The 16832-nt window shown below is 39.9% G+C and carries 16 protein-coding genes; 7 read left to right on the forward strand and 9 right to left on the reverse strand.

Features of this window, described 5'->3' with window-relative positions:
• Positions 1–23 precede the first annotated feature (23 nt).
• Together IAR63_RS05575 and IAR63_RS05580 are read left to right on the forward strand one after the other, a co-directional pair.
• A complete protein-coding gene (locus IAR63_RS05575; protein WP_187706891.1) occupies positions 24–1226 on the forward strand; it encodes a hypothetical protein in 1203 nt (400 codons plus the stop codon).
• Between the two features lie 30 nt (positions 1227–1256).
• Positions 1257–2177 carry a M23 family metallopeptidase gene (locus IAR63_RS05580; protein ID WP_187706892.1) on the forward strand — a complete coding sequence of 307 codons (921 nt, stop codon included), beginning with the start codon at positions 1257–1259 and terminating at the stop codon, positions 2175–2177.
• On the opposite strand, the gene IAR63_RS05585 is transcribed toward IAR63_RS05580, so the two are convergent.
• Positions 2174–2794, reverse strand: a complete 621-nt coding sequence (locus IAR63_RS05585) for a L,D-transpeptidase (protein WP_187707374.1) — start codon at positions 2792–2794, stop codon at positions 2174–2176. The genes IAR63_RS05580 and IAR63_RS05585 overlap by 4 nt on opposite strands.
• A gap of 384 nt (positions 2795–3178) precedes the next feature.
• On the opposite strand from IAR63_RS05585, the gene IAR63_RS05590 reads away from it, so the two are divergent.
• Positions 3179–3835, forward strand: coding sequence for a sigma-70 family RNA polymerase sigma factor (locus tag IAR63_RS05590; protein ID WP_187706893.1), 657 nt, complete (start codon positions 3179–3181; stop codon positions 3833–3835).
• A gap of 53 nt (positions 3836–3888) precedes the next feature.
• On the forward strand, positions 3889–4416 hold the full coding sequence (locus IAR63_RS05595) for an anti-sigma factor family protein (RefSeq protein ID WP_187706894.1): 528 nt from the start codon (positions 3889–3891) through the stop codon (positions 4414–4416).
• Between the two features lie 15 nt (positions 4417–4431).
• Here IAR63_RS05595 and IAR63_RS05600 read toward each other — a convergent pair whose 3' ends face one another.
• The 6 genes from IAR63_RS05600 to IAR63_RS05625 form a co-directional block, all read right to left on the reverse strand.
• Complete coding sequence (locus IAR63_RS05600; RefSeq protein WP_187706895.1) at positions 4432–6786, reverse strand: ATP-dependent helicase; 2355 nt, start codon at positions 6784–6786, stop codon at positions 4432–4434.
• Positions 6787–6907: 121 nt separating this feature from the next.
• Positions 6908–7570, reverse strand: a complete 663-nt coding sequence (locus tag IAR63_RS05605) for a hypothetical protein (RefSeq protein ID WP_057177756.1) — start codon at positions 7568–7570, stop codon at positions 6908–6910.
• A gap of 6 nt (positions 7571–7576) precedes the next feature.
• Positions 7577–8668, reverse strand: coding sequence for a RuBisCO accumulation factor 1 (locus IAR63_RS05610; protein WP_115538866.1), 1092 nt, complete (start codon positions 8666–8668; stop codon positions 7577–7579).
• 118 nt (positions 8669–8786) lie between these two features.
• Entirely contained in the window at positions 8787–9437 is a 651-nt protein-coding gene (locus tag IAR63_RS05615; protein WP_096547554.1) for a Uma2 family endonuclease, read from the reverse strand.
• 41 nt (positions 9438–9478) lie between these two features.
• Entirely contained in the window at positions 9479–10624 is a 1146-nt protein-coding gene (locus IAR63_RS05620; RefSeq protein WP_187706896.1) for an RNA-binding domain-containing protein, read from the reverse strand.
• 36 nt (positions 10625–10660) lie between these two features.
• Positions 10661–11107 (reverse strand): DUF29 domain-containing protein, encoded by a 447-nt coding sequence (locus IAR63_RS05625; RefSeq protein WP_096547552.1) that lies wholly within the window; start codon positions 11105–11107, stop codon positions 10661–10663.
• 208 nt (positions 11108–11315) lie between these two features.
• On the opposite strand from IAR63_RS05625, the gene ubiE reads away from it, so the two are divergent.
• From ubiE to IAR63_RS05640, 3 genes are all read left to right on the forward strand, one after another.
• Positions 11316–12008, forward strand: coding sequence for a bifunctional demethylmenaquinone methyltransferase/2-methoxy-6-polyprenyl-1,4-benzoquinol methylase UbiE (gene ubiE, locus IAR63_RS05630; RefSeq protein ID WP_187707375.1), 693 nt, complete (start codon positions 11316–11318; stop codon positions 12006–12008).
• A 21-nt stretch (positions 12009–12029) separates the two neighbouring features.
• Complete coding sequence (locus IAR63_RS05635; protein WP_187706897.1) at positions 12030–13265, forward strand: DUF445 domain-containing protein; 1236 nt, start codon at positions 12030–12032, stop codon at positions 13263–13265.
• Positions 13266–13433: 168 nt separating this feature from the next.
• Entirely contained in the window at positions 13434–13646 is a 213-nt protein-coding gene (locus tag IAR63_RS05640) for a hypothetical protein (RefSeq protein ID WP_009344334.1), read from the forward strand.
• A 374-nt stretch (positions 13647–14020) separates the two neighbouring features.
• Here IAR63_RS05640 and larE read toward each other — a convergent pair whose 3' ends face one another.
• On the reverse strand, positions 14021–14860 hold the full coding sequence (gene larE / locus IAR63_RS05645; RefSeq protein ID WP_006275652.1) for an ATP-dependent sacrificial sulfur transferase LarE: 840 nt from the start codon (positions 14858–14860) through the stop codon (positions 14021–14023).
• Between the two features lie 66 nt (positions 14861–14926).
• Positions 14927–16792, reverse strand: coding sequence for a hybrid histidine kinase/response regulator HrmK (hrmK, locus tag IAR63_RS05650; protein WP_187706898.1), 1866 nt, complete (start codon positions 16790–16792; stop codon positions 14927–14929).
• Positions 16793–16832 lie beyond the last annotated feature (40 nt).

Raw genomic sequence — 16832 nt, forward strand, 5'->3', positions numbered from 1 at the left:
CCTAATTAATAAATAAACTCGCAATGTCCTCCGGTTCCTCTAGTCCTTATCAAAGCCAAGTATTTAAATTTTTCAGTCACCAGTCTCGTCGGTTGTCCCAAAAGTTGGTGGGTGCTTTCCGCAATTTACAGTTGGCAACAAAATGGGGGGCGGAGGCTTTGCTTTACCCGCTTTATAAGTCATTACAACCTGATGAAGCAGTGGGGAAAAGACTTAAAACTTTGTACCCCCCTTTGGATGACCATACATCAATGGAATCACCAATTGTAAAAGTATTGGAACTGGTCAGGAGTTTACCATCTGCAGCTACTTGGGAATCGGAAAATTTACAAAATGTCAAATCCTCGGGTTGGTTTGGTGGAATTGTGCAAAAGTTGACCGGAGGTGCAAGAGATGACCAGTCTCTAGGAAGCAAGACGTTACAGTCTCATATTCCTAAGATAGAAGCAATTGCCGTTAATTTAACAAGTCGTGATTTGGTGCTTGTGGGGGAGAACAATAAGGTTTTTGATGTTTTAACACCCATACAGCAGAAGCAAATTGCTAATAGCATTGAAGAGCAGATAAATAATTATTCTAACAGTAATCTAGAGATTCTAGCTGACCTCCCCCGGGGTGTATTCTCTTATTCACAGGTTTTGGCATCTAAATGTTTGAAGTTTGTAGATACAATGCTGGTTAAGTTAGAACATCAGGCTCAGTTACCAGCTAATGTGTCTGTTGGGAGTGCCAATGTTTTGGTCTTAATTCAATCTGTCATAGGTTACATTTTTGAAACTAGACAAATTACCTTAATGGGTGAAGAAACTGCTCCTGTTCTCCCTCACGAACTCACGACCAGTGCCAGGTTTTCTCCTAGCTGGGAACAAGTACAGACATCCCATGTTGGGGAAGTTAAGGAAGATTGTTGGTTAACATGGGAGGATTTATTTGGGAGCGATTTTTCTGATGGTGATTCGCGTCAACCCCGACAAATGTCTAGTTATGGTAAAAACTATCAAACTCAAGAAAGTGACCTCAAATTAGGAAGAGAACAAAATAATTATCCATACCACTATTATCAATTCAAGCCTGATTGGATAGAAATCAAAGCCACATTTATTGGTTATGAAAAACACCCATTGGAGCAGATTTTAACCTGGCTAGATCATCTAATGCTATGGATAGAAATCATATTCACCAGCATCTTTTATTTTTGCAAGGGGTTGTTAGAATTGGAGCAATGATTTTTAAAAACTGTCACCAGGTTGAAATTGATGAATACTTACCATAAGTTGCGGGTGATTAATCTCACCAGTCTAGGCAAGGTTATCACGGGAATATTGGCAATTACTCCCCTAGCTTGCATCCCATCAGCAAAAGCATTAGAGGTGCAAATTTTACCACAAACGGTAAAATTGGGAGATACAATCTCAGTATTAATTAAGCCCGATGCGGAACAAACTCTAAATACTGATATCCAAAATCTTATAAAACCTAGTGTTAAAGTTGATGAAAACACATATCCAGCTTTTGCGATCGCACCAAACACCTATCGTTCCCTGATTCCTACTACCCCCCTAGAAAAACCAGGAATAAGAAAAATTACAATATTAGTGGGGGGACAAGAGGAAAAAAAATTAGAGGTAATAGTAGGTAATAGGAAATTTCCGTTACAGAGGATCAACCTACCACCAGGAAAAGCGGGAGTAAAAGCCACAGAATATGAACTAGCTCGTGTAAAAGAGTTCAAAGAACTACAAACACCAGAAAAATACTGGAATGGAGTGTTTCTCAGTCCCAATAAAGGGAGGATGAGCACGAGATATGGTGTGAGACGGTACTATAATGGTGTGTTTGCCCAGGATTATTATCATCGAGGGTTAGACTATGCAGGTGCAGTGGGTTCAGCAGTAATCGCACCAGCAGCGGGGAGAGTAGCTTTAGTAGGGAAAGTATCCCAGGGATTTAGGGTTCATGGAAACGCGGTGGGTATTGACCATGGTCAGGGAGTAACCAGCATTTTCCTGCACTTGAACCGAATTGATGTCAAAGAAGGTGATTTTGTCCAACCTGGCAATCTCATCGGTACTGTGGGTTCCACAGGTGCTTCTACTGGTCCCCATTTACATTGGGGTTTATATGTTAATGGAAAATCCATTGATCCTATGTTTTGGAAAACCAAAACTATTGATTAGTGGCGTACTGATACAGGAGTCCCCAAGTCCACTTGTTCATATAACATTCTTACATCAGGATTACGCATCCTCAAACAACCATGGGACACAGCACCACCAATCAAATCGTTATTAGGTGTGCCATGGAAACCAATTTCATTCTTACCATCTGACCAAAAACCAATCCATCGATCTCCCAGGGGACTATCCGTCCCCGCTTCAAATATTTTCCCCGTAATTGGGTGCTTCCAAATAGGGTGATGCTCCTTATGTATAACTTTAAAAGTACCTGTGGGAGTCTCCCAACCCTTTTTGCCCACTGAAATTGGGTAACTGGCCACCACTTGATCATAACGATAAACATAAACCCGGCGATCGCTCAAATCAACTACCACATCACTTTGATCATTTCCCGCTCCGGGAGATGGAGAGTCATTTCCAGCACCAAAGAAAAAGCCTTTTAACCCACTACTTGTTTTGTTTTGTTGTGTAGGGAGTACCAATCTTGTATTTTTTTCCCCATCACCAGAATCAGATGAAGAGGTCATATCAGCACCCAAAGCGGTATCCCCAAGAGTAATACCCGAAGAGAAATCAGGATTATGCTTATTAGAGTTGGCACTGGTCCGCAGGATCATGGAAGAGGAATCATTGGACTGATTTGTATTTGTACCAGTATTGTACCAATAGACAACCAGGGAAACAAGGGATGTGCCAAAACAAAGTAACATAAGCATGGGTAGTAAAGGTTTTTTCTTCGCCATTGGAAATAAAATATAGACTAAACGCTTTAAAATCTCGCCATAGCTGGCCCATCATAATTATTAAATGCTCCGAGAGCGTCAATTAGCAAAAAATTTATCAAAAATTGTCTATTGTCTGATCACCCTGACAAAGAGGATTTTTTCATGATTCCGGATAGATATTTAGCTAATCCGGTAATAAATTAATCACTTGGGTGGGGAACATAGGAAATTAGATTCAGTCTAATAGATAGAGATTATTTTATGCCAGTGGGATCTATGAGTCAGTCTATTGCTGTATCCTGGTCAACTGTTGATGCCAATTATTCACAAGCATCGGTGCAAGTTGATAAACTCTCGAATCAGGATCTTATTTTGCGCTGTCAATCTGGACTGCGCCCGGACAAAGCAGCTTTTGCTGAATTGCTGCGTCGCTATCAGACTCAGGTAGATAGGGTACTATATCACTTAGCTCCCGACTGGTCTGACAGAGCTGATTTGGCTCAGGAGGTGTGGATTCGAGTCTATCGGAATATTCACCGATTACAAGAACCTGCTAAATTTCGCGGTTGGTTAAGTCGAATTGCCACTAATTTGTTTTATGATGAGCTACGTAAGCGCAAAAGATCTGGTAGTTCTTTCTCCCTAGATGCTCCTCGTTTAGCAGGGGATGGGGAAATGGATTGGGAAATTGCCAGCGATACACCAAGTCCGGAAGAACAACTAAAAACTAGGGAATTTTATGAGCAACTGCGGGAAGCTATTGCTGATTTACCAGAGATTTTCCGTACTACCATAGTTCTTAGAGAAATCGAAGGTTTAGCATATGAAGAAATTGCTCAAATTACTGGTGCTTCCCTAGGAACCGTCAAATCTAGAATAGCTAGAGCCCGTTCCCGACTGCAAAGCCAACTAAAAAGTTATCTGGATGGTTAAGTGGATTCACAGGAAAATTCCTCTAGTTTACCCGTGGAAAGGTCAAAGCGAATATGGATAGGTTTAATTATCAGGAATATAATGAAGATGATCAGTTTGAGCTGTTAAGCGCATATTTAGATGGTGAAGTTACAGCTACTGAACGTCAGCGGATAGAGCAGTGGTTGGCAACGGATGAATCTAGTAAGCGTTTGTACATGAGACTGTTAAAATTGAGGCATGGTGTCCGAACCATGCCTGTGCCAAGCTGTTATGCTTCGTCTCCGGATTTATTTAGTCTTGTTTGGAAACGCATAATTTTCCGTCGTCGGATAAATTGGATGTGGGGTAGTGCTGCTATCGCAGCTTGTGTTATTGGTTCCATATCAGGAATTTTGCCAGCAAATACTTCTAGGTTGCAACTAGCACAACAGAAGATAGATAGTGGGGATATCCAAACACAAGCACCAATCTCTCCTTTAATGGTCGCTCTCAATAACCCAATAGTTGAAATTCCCAAAACTGCTGTGGTTCAACCACCAGCAGCTGAGGAACTTGAATATATTCGAGAGGAGATGGAATTTGACATCAATAACCAATAAGTTTAATTAGTATTATTAATTAGACTTTAGAGCTGTAAATACTGGACAAGGTAGAATCTCTTGTAAACTGTCTGGTTTTGTCCACACGAAGGGGGCTCTTTTAGCTGCGGACATCCATAGGAGTTTTTTTGCCCTGGTCATGGCCACATATAGTAATCTATATTCCTCTGCTAGTTTTAAATCCTTAGCTTCTTCCCATGCTTGTTTAATCTCAAAAAAACTTTTGTTTGGGTTTTGGTTTAGATTTGCATTTTGCTGAGAATTATTAGTGGTTTCTGTCCCTTGATGGAGTGCAGTGCGAATTTGGGCGCGAGCAACTTCTGCTAGGCTAAAATCACCTAAGAATTGACTTTGGGGTTTTACCCACAATTTGCCAGGAATTAAATTTTCATGCAAAAAGGGTAGGAATACATAGTCCCAATCCAGTCCTTTGGCTTTGTGCATGGTAATAATTGTTAATTGACCTTTTTTTATATATTTAGTTTCTGGGTTTTCTGTGTCCACCGCTTCAAATTTTTCCGAATTTACTATTTCCACTAATGCACTAATTAGGGAACTTCTAGATCTATCCCCAGTAATTTGGAGATTAACTTTTTCCGCTAATTTATCTGCTGTAGCCAACTCCCCTTGATCATAGTTTAGACTTGAGGCCAAAAAGTAAATTATCTGATATGGTGGTATTTCCCATGCTGCTTGCAGCAGGTTTCTGCATAGTTGGGCAGCTTGCTGAACTATTTCTGTTTGCACCCTGGTGAATGGTGTAGGATATAAAAACTCTTCGGGTAAAATCGCCAAACTATTAATGTCTTGAGCAGCTATTAATTGTCTTTGCATCAGCACAGTTAATGCAGTTTTTAAAAACTCCGGGGAATGGGGGCGATCGCAAAACTGCAATAAAGCTAGGATTTCTTTTGGTACTTGGGAACGTCTTTCTGTTTCCGCTACTTCATATAGGTCAATATTATACCGATTACATATTGGTCTTATATTTTCTGCTAACCATTTACCTTGGCGATTTTCTCTCACTAATATAGCTGCAGTACCTAGATTATTTTTAAAGAGTTCTACAATCTTTTGACCTATCAACTCAACAGTGTGATGAATGTCATCAGGTGTATGTAGTTCCAATCCTTTTCCTACGGGTGCAGGATTAGCATCGGTTTGCGGATCACCAATATTGACGATTTGAATTTTCTGATTTATAAATGGTGGTTTTTTTGGTGAATGATTTTGTAGATTCCTTTTGGACCATTGGTGATTTACCCATTCCAGAACAAAGTTAGCCGCATCAATAATAATTCTACTACTGCGTCCAGCTTGGTTCATAGTTGCCAGTCTTTGTTCCCCAGCACATTGTTCACAAAATTCCCGAAAATAAATGGGATCTGCAGGCGTAAAAGTGGAATTAATAGCTTGATTAGAATCACCAACCCTGACCAAATTCAAGGTTGTTTTTCCTCCGTTGCTATCTTTTCTTTCTGCCAATATTTCTAATAGTTGAGTTTGTAGCTGACTAGAGTCTTGTGCTTCGTCTTCAAAAACTGCAAAAATCTTATTTTTTTCAATTCGTAACGCACTGGGATTTTTGAAAACTTCTAAAGCTGCCAAAATCATATCATCATAATCAATCAAACCTTGGGACTTCATTAACTTTTCATACTCCTCATATAGTCCCGCTGCAATCCGCAAAATTTGATAGGAGTTTTGAGTTTTCTCACTCCATTGATAGAGAGTTTCCGGTACAATCCCAGAACTTTTAGCCTCATGAATTGTGGTATAAGCTAAATCTGGCAAAATCTCCGTTCTTAAAACCGATTGACGACGCAGTTTCTCCGTTTCTTCCCCATCAAATTGGTGTCCTTCCAATAAACGATAATACATGGTGGGATGCTTGCTAATCCACTGCTCTACAGCTATACTAATTAAACGATGACTCCGATTAGGAGTAATTAACTTCACCTGGTCTAACTCCAAACCAGACAGTTGGGGATAACGAGTGGCAATATTTAAAGCCAAACCATGTAATGTATAAACCACAAACCCCTTTTGTGGTAGAGATAGTTCCCGCAATTTTTCACAAATCTTTAATTTCAGGTTCATAGCAGCTGACTTGGTAAAAGTCACTAGGACTAATTGGGAACGGGAGTGGGAGTAATACTGACGCGCTATGGCAATAGCTGCTGCACTAGCCATTCCCGTAGATTTACCCGCACCAGGGACAGCGGAAACAGCTAATGGTCCCCCCAACCAATCAGCCATTTGCACCTGTCCAGGACGCAATTTTTGCCGAATCTGTTGGATTTTGACCTCTAGTCTATGTTCTCTATCTTGAGAGTCCCATTTTTCACTATTTAAATTCTCAAGTTGCATGGATTTGCTCTGATGATTCTGAATCTTAATCGCGGGTTAAGTAGGGAGGCACAATTATTTAATTCCACCCACCCACTTAATTTTATTGTGATTTGTTTATTGCTCACATCACCCCAATTCTTTAGTGGAGATTGAGATGGTTGGTAACAATCTTTTTGAGGATTTTTAGGATGATTTCTCCCTCATTTTTGGAACTATATTCCCTAGAAAACTCCAGTTCCATTCTTAACTTTTCAGATTCCATACCTTCAATTTTAGCATGGACAAAAGTCCAAACATCAGCAATCGTATAACACCCATATACTTCTTGGGGATCTTGTCTATCCTCTTGCCAATTCAATCTTCCAGCTGTTAGCAGTTGGCCATATAATTGGGATAGAGGATTTTGATTATCTAAACCCTTTTTCGCTTCCACCACCACCAGATATGGAACTTCTACACTATCAACCACGCTCCTAGCTAGTAAACCATCAGCAATTCCTTCTAATTCAAATTGGGGATATTTTGCCTGCAACAATACTTCCGCTAATGCTTGAATTTTACCCCTTTCTGCTAACAGTAAAAAGGGGTAAATTCCCCTAGCCCAAATGGTGGCTTCATTCATTAAATGAATAGAATAATTTAATAAATGAGATTGTATATAGCCCACCTGTTGCTGTTCATCTTGAGTTATGGTTATACTCTCAAGGTCTAACCATTCATAACTCCCAATTCCCTTTTCGTCTAATTGCACAAATCTTTTTAAATCAGATTTAGAAATCTTGGACAGGGTCAACTTTTCCATATCTCATCACTCATCAATTTGCCAACTATCTTTGGTAAAATCTTCGTCTAAAACTTTTTTAGGACGTAAAATGACAATTATGCGTCCTAATATTGTCTGCTCTGGTTGAGTTTCAAACCACTGAAAATCCACTTCTCCATCATTGTCAAAGGCAAAATAACTCCCGTCATCCCAATCTCTTTCATCTCTATCTATCACAATTAGAATTTGTTCGGTTTTGCCAGATTTGCTCTGGGGAAAAATGTTGCTCTCCCCAATTATCACTATTGGATCTTCCGCAGAACGCAACACTTGCCATCCCGGTAATGCTACCCAAGCTTGCTCACCAGCAAATTTAACTATGTTAAAAGGGGCCTCTTCTATAATTAGGGGTACTGACTTGACATCCTCTGGGGTTAGGGGTAATTCTCCTACCACGGGAACTAATCTGGGCAGTTCTTCATCGGACTCTAGTCGAAAATAGGGAAGCAAGGGCGCATTGCGCTGGGGAACAATGGTAAAGTCTGTTAGTAATTGTTCAATCTGTTTTCTGGCTGTACTCGATTGCACAAAACGCAATCCTTTGGCAATTAAACGGGATCTCTCTTGCAGGTCTGAGTTTTGTCTGGCCAGTTTCCAGCATTGGTAAGCAATAGCGTCTCCAGGATGGGTACTGAATCCTTCCGGGGGAGTGGAAAATCGGGAGAAGTCTTTAATAGCTTTAGCAATTTCTCTTGCTTCATCCACATCCAGTTTATGGGCAAAAATTAAATCCGCAGCTGTCGCTCTATCTCCCTGGGTTAATAGTCTCAGTTCGTAAAGAATGTCACTGGCTCTTGTTCCGTAGTAGGTTTTGGTAGCTTCTGATGCGCCGAATTTTTCTAGGGAGCTGTAAACCTGTGCACCAACAACCACCTGATTTTGCTGAATCGGTTCAAATCCTGTAGCTTCAAAAATATCCTGGGGATTATAGCCATTTTTTTGTAAATGGGCGATCGCATTTCCCCACTCTACCCAATTACCTTTTTTCTGTCTCAGTTTTACTAGTAATTCTTCAGCTGTATTATCTGTGTTCTGAATATTTCCCTGGTGGTTTTCTCTGTTGGAAGATTGGGTCATAAGTTACTCTTGTTGTTTTCACCTAGTTTATCCTAATCAACTTTTTTAAAATTTTAAAATAATTAAAATAAGTATAAAAAAGAACTGCTCCCTATTTTATTACAATCTATTTAATAAGTCAAGTGGACAATTGATGGCGCAGGTTGCGTAACATAGTGCTTGTTCCCTGTTTGATCGCTTGTTGTACTAACTCTGGAATGAGATCTGTAATACTTAGGGATGGAAAGACTCGACTGGTGGTGGTCTTTTGATAGTTGTTTTTTTCTAGCAGGTAAATTGTTAAGCGATCATTTTCATAAATCCAGATCTCAGGAACCTGTAGGGTCAAGTAGGTATCTAATGTGGTTTGAGAGGTAAGATCACTCTCAATTGCTAAGTCCGGTGGCGGATCCGTTTCCATATTCATTCGCATCAAGGAGCGAACCCGATCCGCATTCTCTATATAAAAACAGGTATCTGGTTCCAGACCTGCTTGTTCTGGCTTTTTAAAGGTGGTAGAGCCAAAATCTTCCCAAGCTCTGTTTTCAGCATCTAATAGGGTTTTGACAATATCACCAATAATACGATGGGGACGTTCATGAGCAGGAAGGGGAGACATAATTTCCAGGGTTCCATTGCAATAGTTCATTCGGGGCACTTGGCGTTCATCTCCCCAATCTTTATATAAAGCTTCATATTGCTCCCAAGTAACATCGTGAATCAACAAGTGACTACCCGGTGCAATTTCAATGGTAGTGATTGGCAATTTGACTAGATTAAGTGTAGTCATGATATTTTGTTTGTGGAACCAGATTTTGTCGTTATATTATCCTATGTTAACAGAGTGACCTTAAATTCTTCCCCAATTTCTTCAAAGAGTACATCCTTGCCAAGTTTTTTCGCTTCTTGATAAACCATAGGTAAACCTCTGCCCAATTTATCTATATATCTGAGGTTTTCCATAAATTTAACAATAACCGGATTTATAGAGTAAGACACTCCAAACCTCAGTTTATCAATAGTGACCGTGTTTGGTAATTTCCCCGGGCTCATAAACTCTATCCGGTTATCAAACATAAAAATTCGGATCCTGGAACCGGTTATAGAATAATTACGATGCACACAAGCATTGACAATCAATTCCCGAAACACTTTGTCAGGATATTTTATCCTTTCATCTCTCCTGGTTCCCAAAATAGATGATGGGGTCAGGATATTGTTTTTGATTATTTGTAATGCTGCTTGTACCTGATCTGGCAGTGATCCTTCAATATTTTTTTTGTCTATTAACTCTTCTGAGATTGTATCTCCTAAGAAGTGGGCAAATGAGATAGAAGCATTATGGAAAATCCGCTGGGGATTAATGCCAAAGACCAAAAGACCACCAACTGTCACCTGCTCATTTTCCGCAATGATATCAGTGTTTTTTAGCAGTGTTATCTTATCTTCCTGCTCCATTTCCATGTAGTGGACATCATAACTGTGGAAATATCGATCAATGGCATTGTGATTGAGATAAGACGGATTGGTATTGTCAACTGCTGTGACATCAAAGTGATAAAGTCCACTTTGCTGAAATAGTCTCATTAGTTCGTTTAAACTAGCTATGCGGTTAGTTGAGCCAATGCGTATATAAAACCTACCAGTATTATCTTGATATGGTCTGTCCTTTCCTTTAGGAACCTCCACAACCACAATTTTTTTCCCGTCCCAAACCACTTCCCTGGATTGGATGTTGACAGGAGGGATGATATTATTGCGTGCGATATTTACCACCCATTCCTCGTAATTTCTATGGCTCTCCACCCCCAAAATGGTCCCATCATCATCAACACCAATTATTACAACCCCTCCACTGGAATTGGAAAAGGCGATGATTTCCTTACATAGACTATCCAGCTTCACATCACTACGCTTAAATTCAACGGATCCATTTTCTCCCTGATTAATTAGCTCAATGATATAGTTGATGTCCATAATAGTTCTTAATCTCTATCAGTTATATTAAATTAACTATGGCAAATATTCCGGATTGAGCACGTCTTTGGGATCAAAGGGACATTCTTGGGGAAATACCTCCAGTTCTAAACCAGTTTCCCGGGAAGCGATGAGTCGAGCATCGCTGTAACACTCGTCAAAAACCTGGGCAAAATATGGTCGCAAGCTAGGACTTTTCTTAAAAGCTCTATTTAAACGCAGACTATGTTCAGTAATTGATGCCCGCCAGCTATCAGTACGTTTATGCTTTTGATATTTCCACTTGAGTAAGTGCTGAAGCACCCGGATTAAATTGCTTTCTAAAGCATCTTTTTGACTATTGCCCATGTCTTCCAGTTCTTCAATGAGATGGGGAATTTCTTTGGGGTCTAACTTACTTAATTGCAAAGCTTGTATGGTTTCCTGAATCCAAAGATAAAAGTCTTGTTCGTAAACTGATGTGTTTCTATTCGATGTAGACATCTTTAAATTACCTGAGAGATTATTAAGCTTTACCGGTTGTCTTTTATATATTAAATTGGTTGACACCCATATTAACACAGCTCCCAATTTTTTTCCGCCACCAATGAAGCAAGAAATTCGTGATATTTTTGACAAGGTGCGATCGCAGATAAATTCCCATTCTTTTCAACGAGCGATCGCTACCAAGACAATTCATGTTATATTGAGAATGAAGCAAGAAATTCGTGATATTTTTGACCGTATTGCTCCTGTGTACGATCAACTTAATGATTGGTTAAGCCTGGGACAACATCGCATCTGGAAGGAAATGACCGTGAAATGGAGTGGTGTGAAACCAGGAGATACTTGTCTAGATTTATGCTGCGGTAGTGGGGATTTAACCTTCCGTTTGGCTCGACGTGCAGGAACTGCTGGTAGGGTATATGGTGTGGATTTCTCTAATAATTTACTTAATGCTGCTAAAAACCGCCAGAAATTATCCCAGAACCCATATTCTATCACTTGGACAGAAGCAGATGTGCTGAGTCTTCCTTTTGTAGATGATCAATTTGACGTTGTGACCATGGGTTACGGTTTAAGAAATGTGACAGATATCACCCGCAGTTTACAGGAAATCTATCGAGTGCTAAAACCTGGGGGTAAAGCGGCAATTTTGGATTTTCATCGTCCTGATGACCACATCTGGAGGACCTTTCAACAATGGTATTTAGATTATCTGGTTGTTCCCCTGGCCACTAATTTGGGTGTGAGGGAAGAATATGCTTACATCAGTCCCAGTTTGCAGCGTTTTCCCAGGGGTGAGGAACAGGTTGCCTTAGCACGTCAAGTTGGGTTTGTCAATGCTATTCATTATCCAATTTCCAATGCTATGATGGGGGTACTAGTAATCGTCGTTCCCTAATCGAACTGAGTCCAAAATCCCGTGGATTGGTCACATCTTTGGCTTTATGTATCACCTCCCGTTCTGGGTGGTGTGATTGGCTATTTCACTAATGATATAGCCATTAGAATGCTTTTCCGTCCCTACAGACCCATCTATGTTCTGGGACGTAAGTTACCTTTTACTCCTGGTTTGATTCCCAGTAATCAAGAGCGATTGGGAAACAATATTGCCCATGCTATTATGGGTTCTCTGTTAACTCCAGACGAATTACATAAATTGGCTGGACGACTTTTGGCAACTGATCGGGTCAAAGCTGCTATCCTATGGTTGTTACAATTGGCATTGGCCCAAATTAAACAGGAAAAAAATCAAAAAACTGCTCAGATCTTGGCGGGAATTTTGCGCGATTTATTGGGGGACTCCCTTCCCCGTCTGTTAAGAGTGTTAGCTCGTAAAGAAGATTTTCTAGAAGTACAAATTAATCAAGTTTTTGACCGTCTAATATTAGAGTTTAGACTAAACGAAGAACAGGCTATTTGGTTAGCTGACTGGTTACTGAAGGTTGCTTTTCCACCGGATGTGTTAAGACAAGCAATAATTAATTTTCTCACAGATAAAACTATTCAAACTATTGATGATAGCTTTAGAGAAAAAACTAGTGGTACTTACTGGGTGGTAGCTAATCTTTTCGGTTTACGAAATACTCTTACCCGACTCAGAAGTTTTTGTTTGGATGAGAAGGAATTGACTAATCAACGACTGCAAGAGTTAGTTCAAGATCTACAATTGGGCGATCGCCTGAAGAAGCTATTACAGGACTTGTCCCTACAAAATTTGCCCATTGGCACAGTTCGTGAATTGAGAAAGAGTATAAAGGAGAGCATTAGATATTATCTGCGAGACAGTGGCAGTAACCTGATACAAGAGGTAACAGAATCAGCGGATTGGGAGAGAATTTCTATTATTTTATTAACTCGCCTGCGTGATTCAGCCATTGTTAACAGTTCCCTGGAGTCTGTGGCTCAAGAGTTAGCCCTAATCCTAGACAAGTATTTAGAAAAAGACCTAGAAACCATTGTAGCCCAAGCAATTCCAATTTTGTCCCTAGATAAAGTTATCGTAGAAAAAGTCAAAGCCACCTCACCTGCTGACTTAGAAGCAGCTATTGAGGGGATTGTCAAGAATGAGTTGCAGGCAATTGTGAATCTAGGAGGTATTTTAGGGTTAGCGGTGGGCCTGTTACAAGTGGGATTTCTCCTTCTAAACCAGGTCTAGTCAGGGTTGGCATCAAAAAATGGAGAAGGAGGAGTGAGGAGGGGGAGATGGAGAAAGGGGGGATAGGTGGAGGGAAGAAGATAAAAAAAATTAAAAAAAAAATTGTTAAGTTTTATTATGTAGACAATAATTGCATTTAAAGTGCTAAGATTTTATCCGAAGTCATTAATGTTTATTGTTAGTTCCGTGGCTAGAGCAAGTACCGCAATTGGCGTAAGTCCAGTGATCAAAGAGACTGTGCAAAAACAGGCACATTCTACCCGTCTGACCTTAAAAGAGGTTATCCTCATGGGTATGTTGGCAATTGATAAGCTAGATGACCAAGGTCGTCAAGAGTTAGCTGATCAAGTGCACAAAATGCAAGTGGACGGCGAAATTTAACTCGGACTAGTCTTGATTCCTGGGTAGAGACCAAGAATTAAGACTGTCATCCGGCTAATCCATAGCCAAGTTAAAGCCGTGTCTTCAGCAACCTCAAAGCAAATCCCAAGGAAATCTGGAATCAAAGTGATGAAGTTTTGACTTTCCTAGGTTTAGCTTCATCAGTAGCTAGATTTCTTTGGGAAGCAGTAAACCGAGTTTTTAGAGAAAAAGGAACTGTTCTCCTTTTTCTCTGGTTAACGACCAGTTTAAGAAATAACCTCAAAATTTTTAGGTGGAATAGCCACAGTCCTGACCAAAAACAGGTACTAATTCGGGCAAATTCCCCCCAATAGTTTTAGTTATTGTTATTTTTCTGCTTTCCTTTGTCTCTATCAGGATTCTTTTTTTGGAAGGACGAAATCCTGTCTTGTCAAGACTCGATTCAGCTTACCACTCTGATAACCTTCTAAATCTAAGGTGACGTAAATAAATCCTAGATTTTCCAGAGTGGTTACTAGGGTAGGTAGGTCTGTCTTGAGGACGAAATCCTTGATTTTTTCCGGTGGGAGTTCAATTCTGGCGGTTTCCCCTTCCGATCTGACTCGCAGGTCTTCCCAACCCAAAGTTTTTAAATATATTTCTGCTCTCCCCACACGTTGTAATTTTTCTATGGTGATTTCTTCTCCGTAGGGGAATCGGGAACTTAGACAGGGTTGGGCGGGTTTGTTCCACCAGGGTAGTGCTAATTGTTGGGAAAGTTGACGCACTTCCATTTTAGTAATTCCTATTTCTGCTAGGGGTGATCTTGCTCCCCTTTCTTTTGCAGCTTGAATTCCCGGTCTGTAGTCTTTGAGATCGTCAGCGTTTACCCCATCAATCACATAACTGTATCCCCATTCTAATGCTAGGGGTTTGAGCGTGTCATGTAATTCACTTTTACAAAAGTAGCACCGGTTAACTGGATTGGACGTGTAGTTGGGATTGGCCATCTCTTGAGTATGGACAATTTTATGGGTTATCCCAATGGTTGCTGCTTGTGCAGTAGCTTCTGTTAACTCTTCCGGTAGTAAAGATGGGGATACTGCAGTTACCGCTACCGCGCGATCGCCTAATACTTCATGAGCAACCTTGGCTACTAGTGTGCTATCAACTCCTCCGGAATAGGCTATTAAAGCATGTCCCATTTCGGCAAATAAGGTCTTTAATTTTTCTAATTTTTCTGTGAGTGTCATATTTTTAATATTTTACACATATATGGCTTGGTCCAGAAAGCTATGGACAAGTAGGATGGTTGATTGCTAGGGGTTCTGGCACTTTTCCAGTATAGCACCGAGATTTGTCAAATTTATGGGTTTAGGAATATAGTGGGTGAAACCGGAAGCTAGACATATTTCTCTGTCTCCCTTCATGGCCATTGCTGTTTGAGCAATGATAGGAATGTTCTGATATCTGGGGTCTTTTCTGATTTCTGATACTAAGTTCAGTCCGTTACCATCTGGCAATTTCAAATCCATTAAGATGATTGTCGGTTGCACTTGTGGTAAATTTACCCACATTTCTGTGGCAGTTTTTACGTGTATGACTTGATAACCTAATCTATTTAGATAAGTCTTTATGAGTTCACTATTATTTAGATCATTTTCTACTAGTAATATTGTGCAGTGATTGATTTTTTGAATATTGGTTGGAGTATTAATTAGGTGGTCAAGAGTTTTGTCAATTAGTTCTAGGTCTTGTTCTGGTTGAATTTCTAGTATTTGGGTAGTTCTCTCAGATTTGAGAGGTAGAATAATAGTAAATTCAGAACCTTGATTTAATTGCGATCGCACCTCAATACTACCCCCATGAATTTCCGCCAGTTGTTTGGTGACAATCAATCCTAAACCGGTGCCATGATTTTTATCAAGTTGGGTATTTATGGTATTTACTAGTTGGGTATAGGGACGAAACAGTAAGGACAGGTCTTCCCCAGAAATGCCAACTCCCGTATCCCATACTGTAAATCTCAACCATGAATCTTTAAGAACAACCCGTAAACCCACACTTCCTACATTAGTAAACTTTATAGCATTAAACAATAGATTTAATAGCATCTGCTTCAGTCGTAGAGGATCCACCAACAGAGTGTTCACATCCTCATTGATTTCTAATTGTAATTTTAAACCCTTATCTCCTGCTTTTTCCTTCACCAGGGCTAAAACGCTTTTACACAATGATGGTATATTAGCTACTTCCCATTGCACTTCTAACTGATTGGCTTCTATTTTGGAAAGATCTAAAATGTCATTGATTAAACTCAATAAATGCTTACCGCTGGATTGAATAATCTGTAAATATTCTTGATGGCGTTCTCTTTCCGCTTCGTAACCTTGGGCTAATAATAACTCAGTAAATCCAATAATCGAAGTCAAGGGGGTTCTGATTTCGTGACTAGTGTTTGCCAAAAATTGATTTTTAAGTTTATTTTTACGTTCTAGGTTGTAATTAAACTGTAATAGGGACTGATAAGAATATTTTAAAGTCTGAATTTTTTGAGTTTGTATTAAATAAGTCCAGGAATATTTAATGGCTTTTTGAATAAACTGCGATCGCCAGTGCAAGGGAGAAAATTGAGGTTTAGCAAGACCAGATAAATCAGATAGGGGATGAAGAGCAATTAGCCATTTGGTCACACCAGTAGAATCATCAGGAAAACGCCAAGCTAGGGGAGGATTGTGCTTTTCCATTTCCAGGAGATCGGGGAGACCAATATGGGATTCCAAATTCCATCTGGAGGTTGTTTGCGACAGGGATGGAGGTGAAATTGGTGTGGGTGAATTACACATCAAGACAATTCTAGCCATATTCTCTTGAGGTTTACACTCAGCTATATATACAGTAAGACTTTCAATACCCAACCCGTGAAAATTCAAAGCAGTATAAACCTCATTAAGCAGAGTTTGCAAAATCTGGGACTCAGCCATTTTTGCCTCCTGGGTACTAGGTTCACTCGTGCTTAAAGGTGTATTAACTGCTGTGAACAAGCAAAAATTTAGACTAAGTTGTAACCTATTCAAGTGTTTTTCCAACCACAAATCGTATCCTTGTTGTTGGATGGTGCGTAAAAGTTTCGAGGTTTTATCTATCCGAGGATTTCTTTTTGGTAAGTTTGAGTATTTGTACATAAAAAGTGCCCAAAGATACTAACCCTGACGGAAAACAGCG

The sequence above is a fragment of the Cylindrospermopsis curvispora GIHE-G1 genome (assembly GCF_014489415.1).
Classification (GTDB): domain Bacteria; phylum Cyanobacteriota; class Cyanobacteriia; order Cyanobacteriales; family Nostocaceae; genus Raphidiopsis; species Raphidiopsis curvispora_A.

What these genes read in the sequence shown, in the direction of transcription:
- ubiE (WP_187707375.1), top strand. Translation starts at nt 11,316, where the DNA reads ATGAAGCAAGAAATTCGTGATATTTTTGACCGTATTGCTCCTGTGTAC.
- IAR63_RS05590 (WP_187706893.1), top strand. Translation starts at nt 3,179, where the DNA reads ATGAGTCAGTCTATTGCTGTATCCTGGTCAACTGTTGATGCCAATTAT.
- IAR63_RS05600 (WP_187706895.1), bottom strand. Translation starts at nt 6,786, where the DNA reads ATGCAACTTGAGAATTTAAATAGTGAAAAATGGGACTCTCAAGATAGA.
- IAR63_RS05605 (WP_057177756.1), bottom strand. Translation starts at nt 7,570, where the DNA reads ATGGAAAAGTTGACCCTGTCCAAGATTTCTAAATCTGATTTAAAAAGA.
- larE (WP_006275652.1), bottom strand. Translation starts at nt 14,860, where the DNA reads ATGACACTCACAGAAAAATTAGAAAAATTAAAGACCTTATTTGCCGAA.
- IAR63_RS05620 (WP_187706896.1), bottom strand. Translation starts at nt 10,624, where the DNA reads ATGGACATCAACTATATCATTGAGCTAATTAATCAGGGAGAAAATGGA.
- IAR63_RS05610 (WP_115538866.1), bottom strand. Translation starts at nt 8,668, where the DNA reads ATGACCCAATCTTCCAACAGAGAAAACCACCAGGGAAATATTCAGAAC.
- IAR63_RS05625 (WP_096547552.1), bottom strand. Translation starts at nt 11,107, where the DNA reads ATGTCTACATCGAATAGAAACACATCAGTTTACGAACAAGACTTTTAT.
- IAR63_RS05575 (WP_187706891.1), top strand. Translation starts at nt 24, where the DNA reads ATGTCCTCCGGTTCCTCTAGTCCTTATCAAAGCCAAGTATTTAAATTT.
- IAR63_RS05580 (WP_187706892.1), top strand. Translation starts at nt 1,257, where the DNA reads ATGAATACTTACCATAAGTTGCGGGTGATTAATCTCACCAGTCTAGGC.
- IAR63_RS05595 (WP_187706894.1), top strand. Translation starts at nt 3,889, where the DNA reads ATGGATAGGTTTAATTATCAGGAATATAATGAAGATGATCAGTTTGAG.
- IAR63_RS05640 (WP_009344334.1), top strand. Translation starts at nt 13,434, where the DNA reads ATGTTTATTGTTAGTTCCGTGGCTAGAGCAAGTACCGCAATTGGCGTA.
- IAR63_RS05615 (WP_096547554.1), bottom strand. Translation starts at nt 9,437, where the DNA reads ATGACTACACTTAATCTAGTCAAATTGCCAATCACTACCATTGAAATT.
- IAR63_RS05585 (WP_187707374.1), bottom strand. Translation starts at nt 2,794, where the DNA reads ATGATCCTGCGGACCAGTGCCAACTCTAATAAGCATAATCCTGATTTC.
- hrmK (WP_187706898.1), bottom strand. Translation starts at nt 16,792, where the DNA reads ATGTACAAATACTCAAACTTACCAAAAAGAAATCCTCGGATAGATAAA.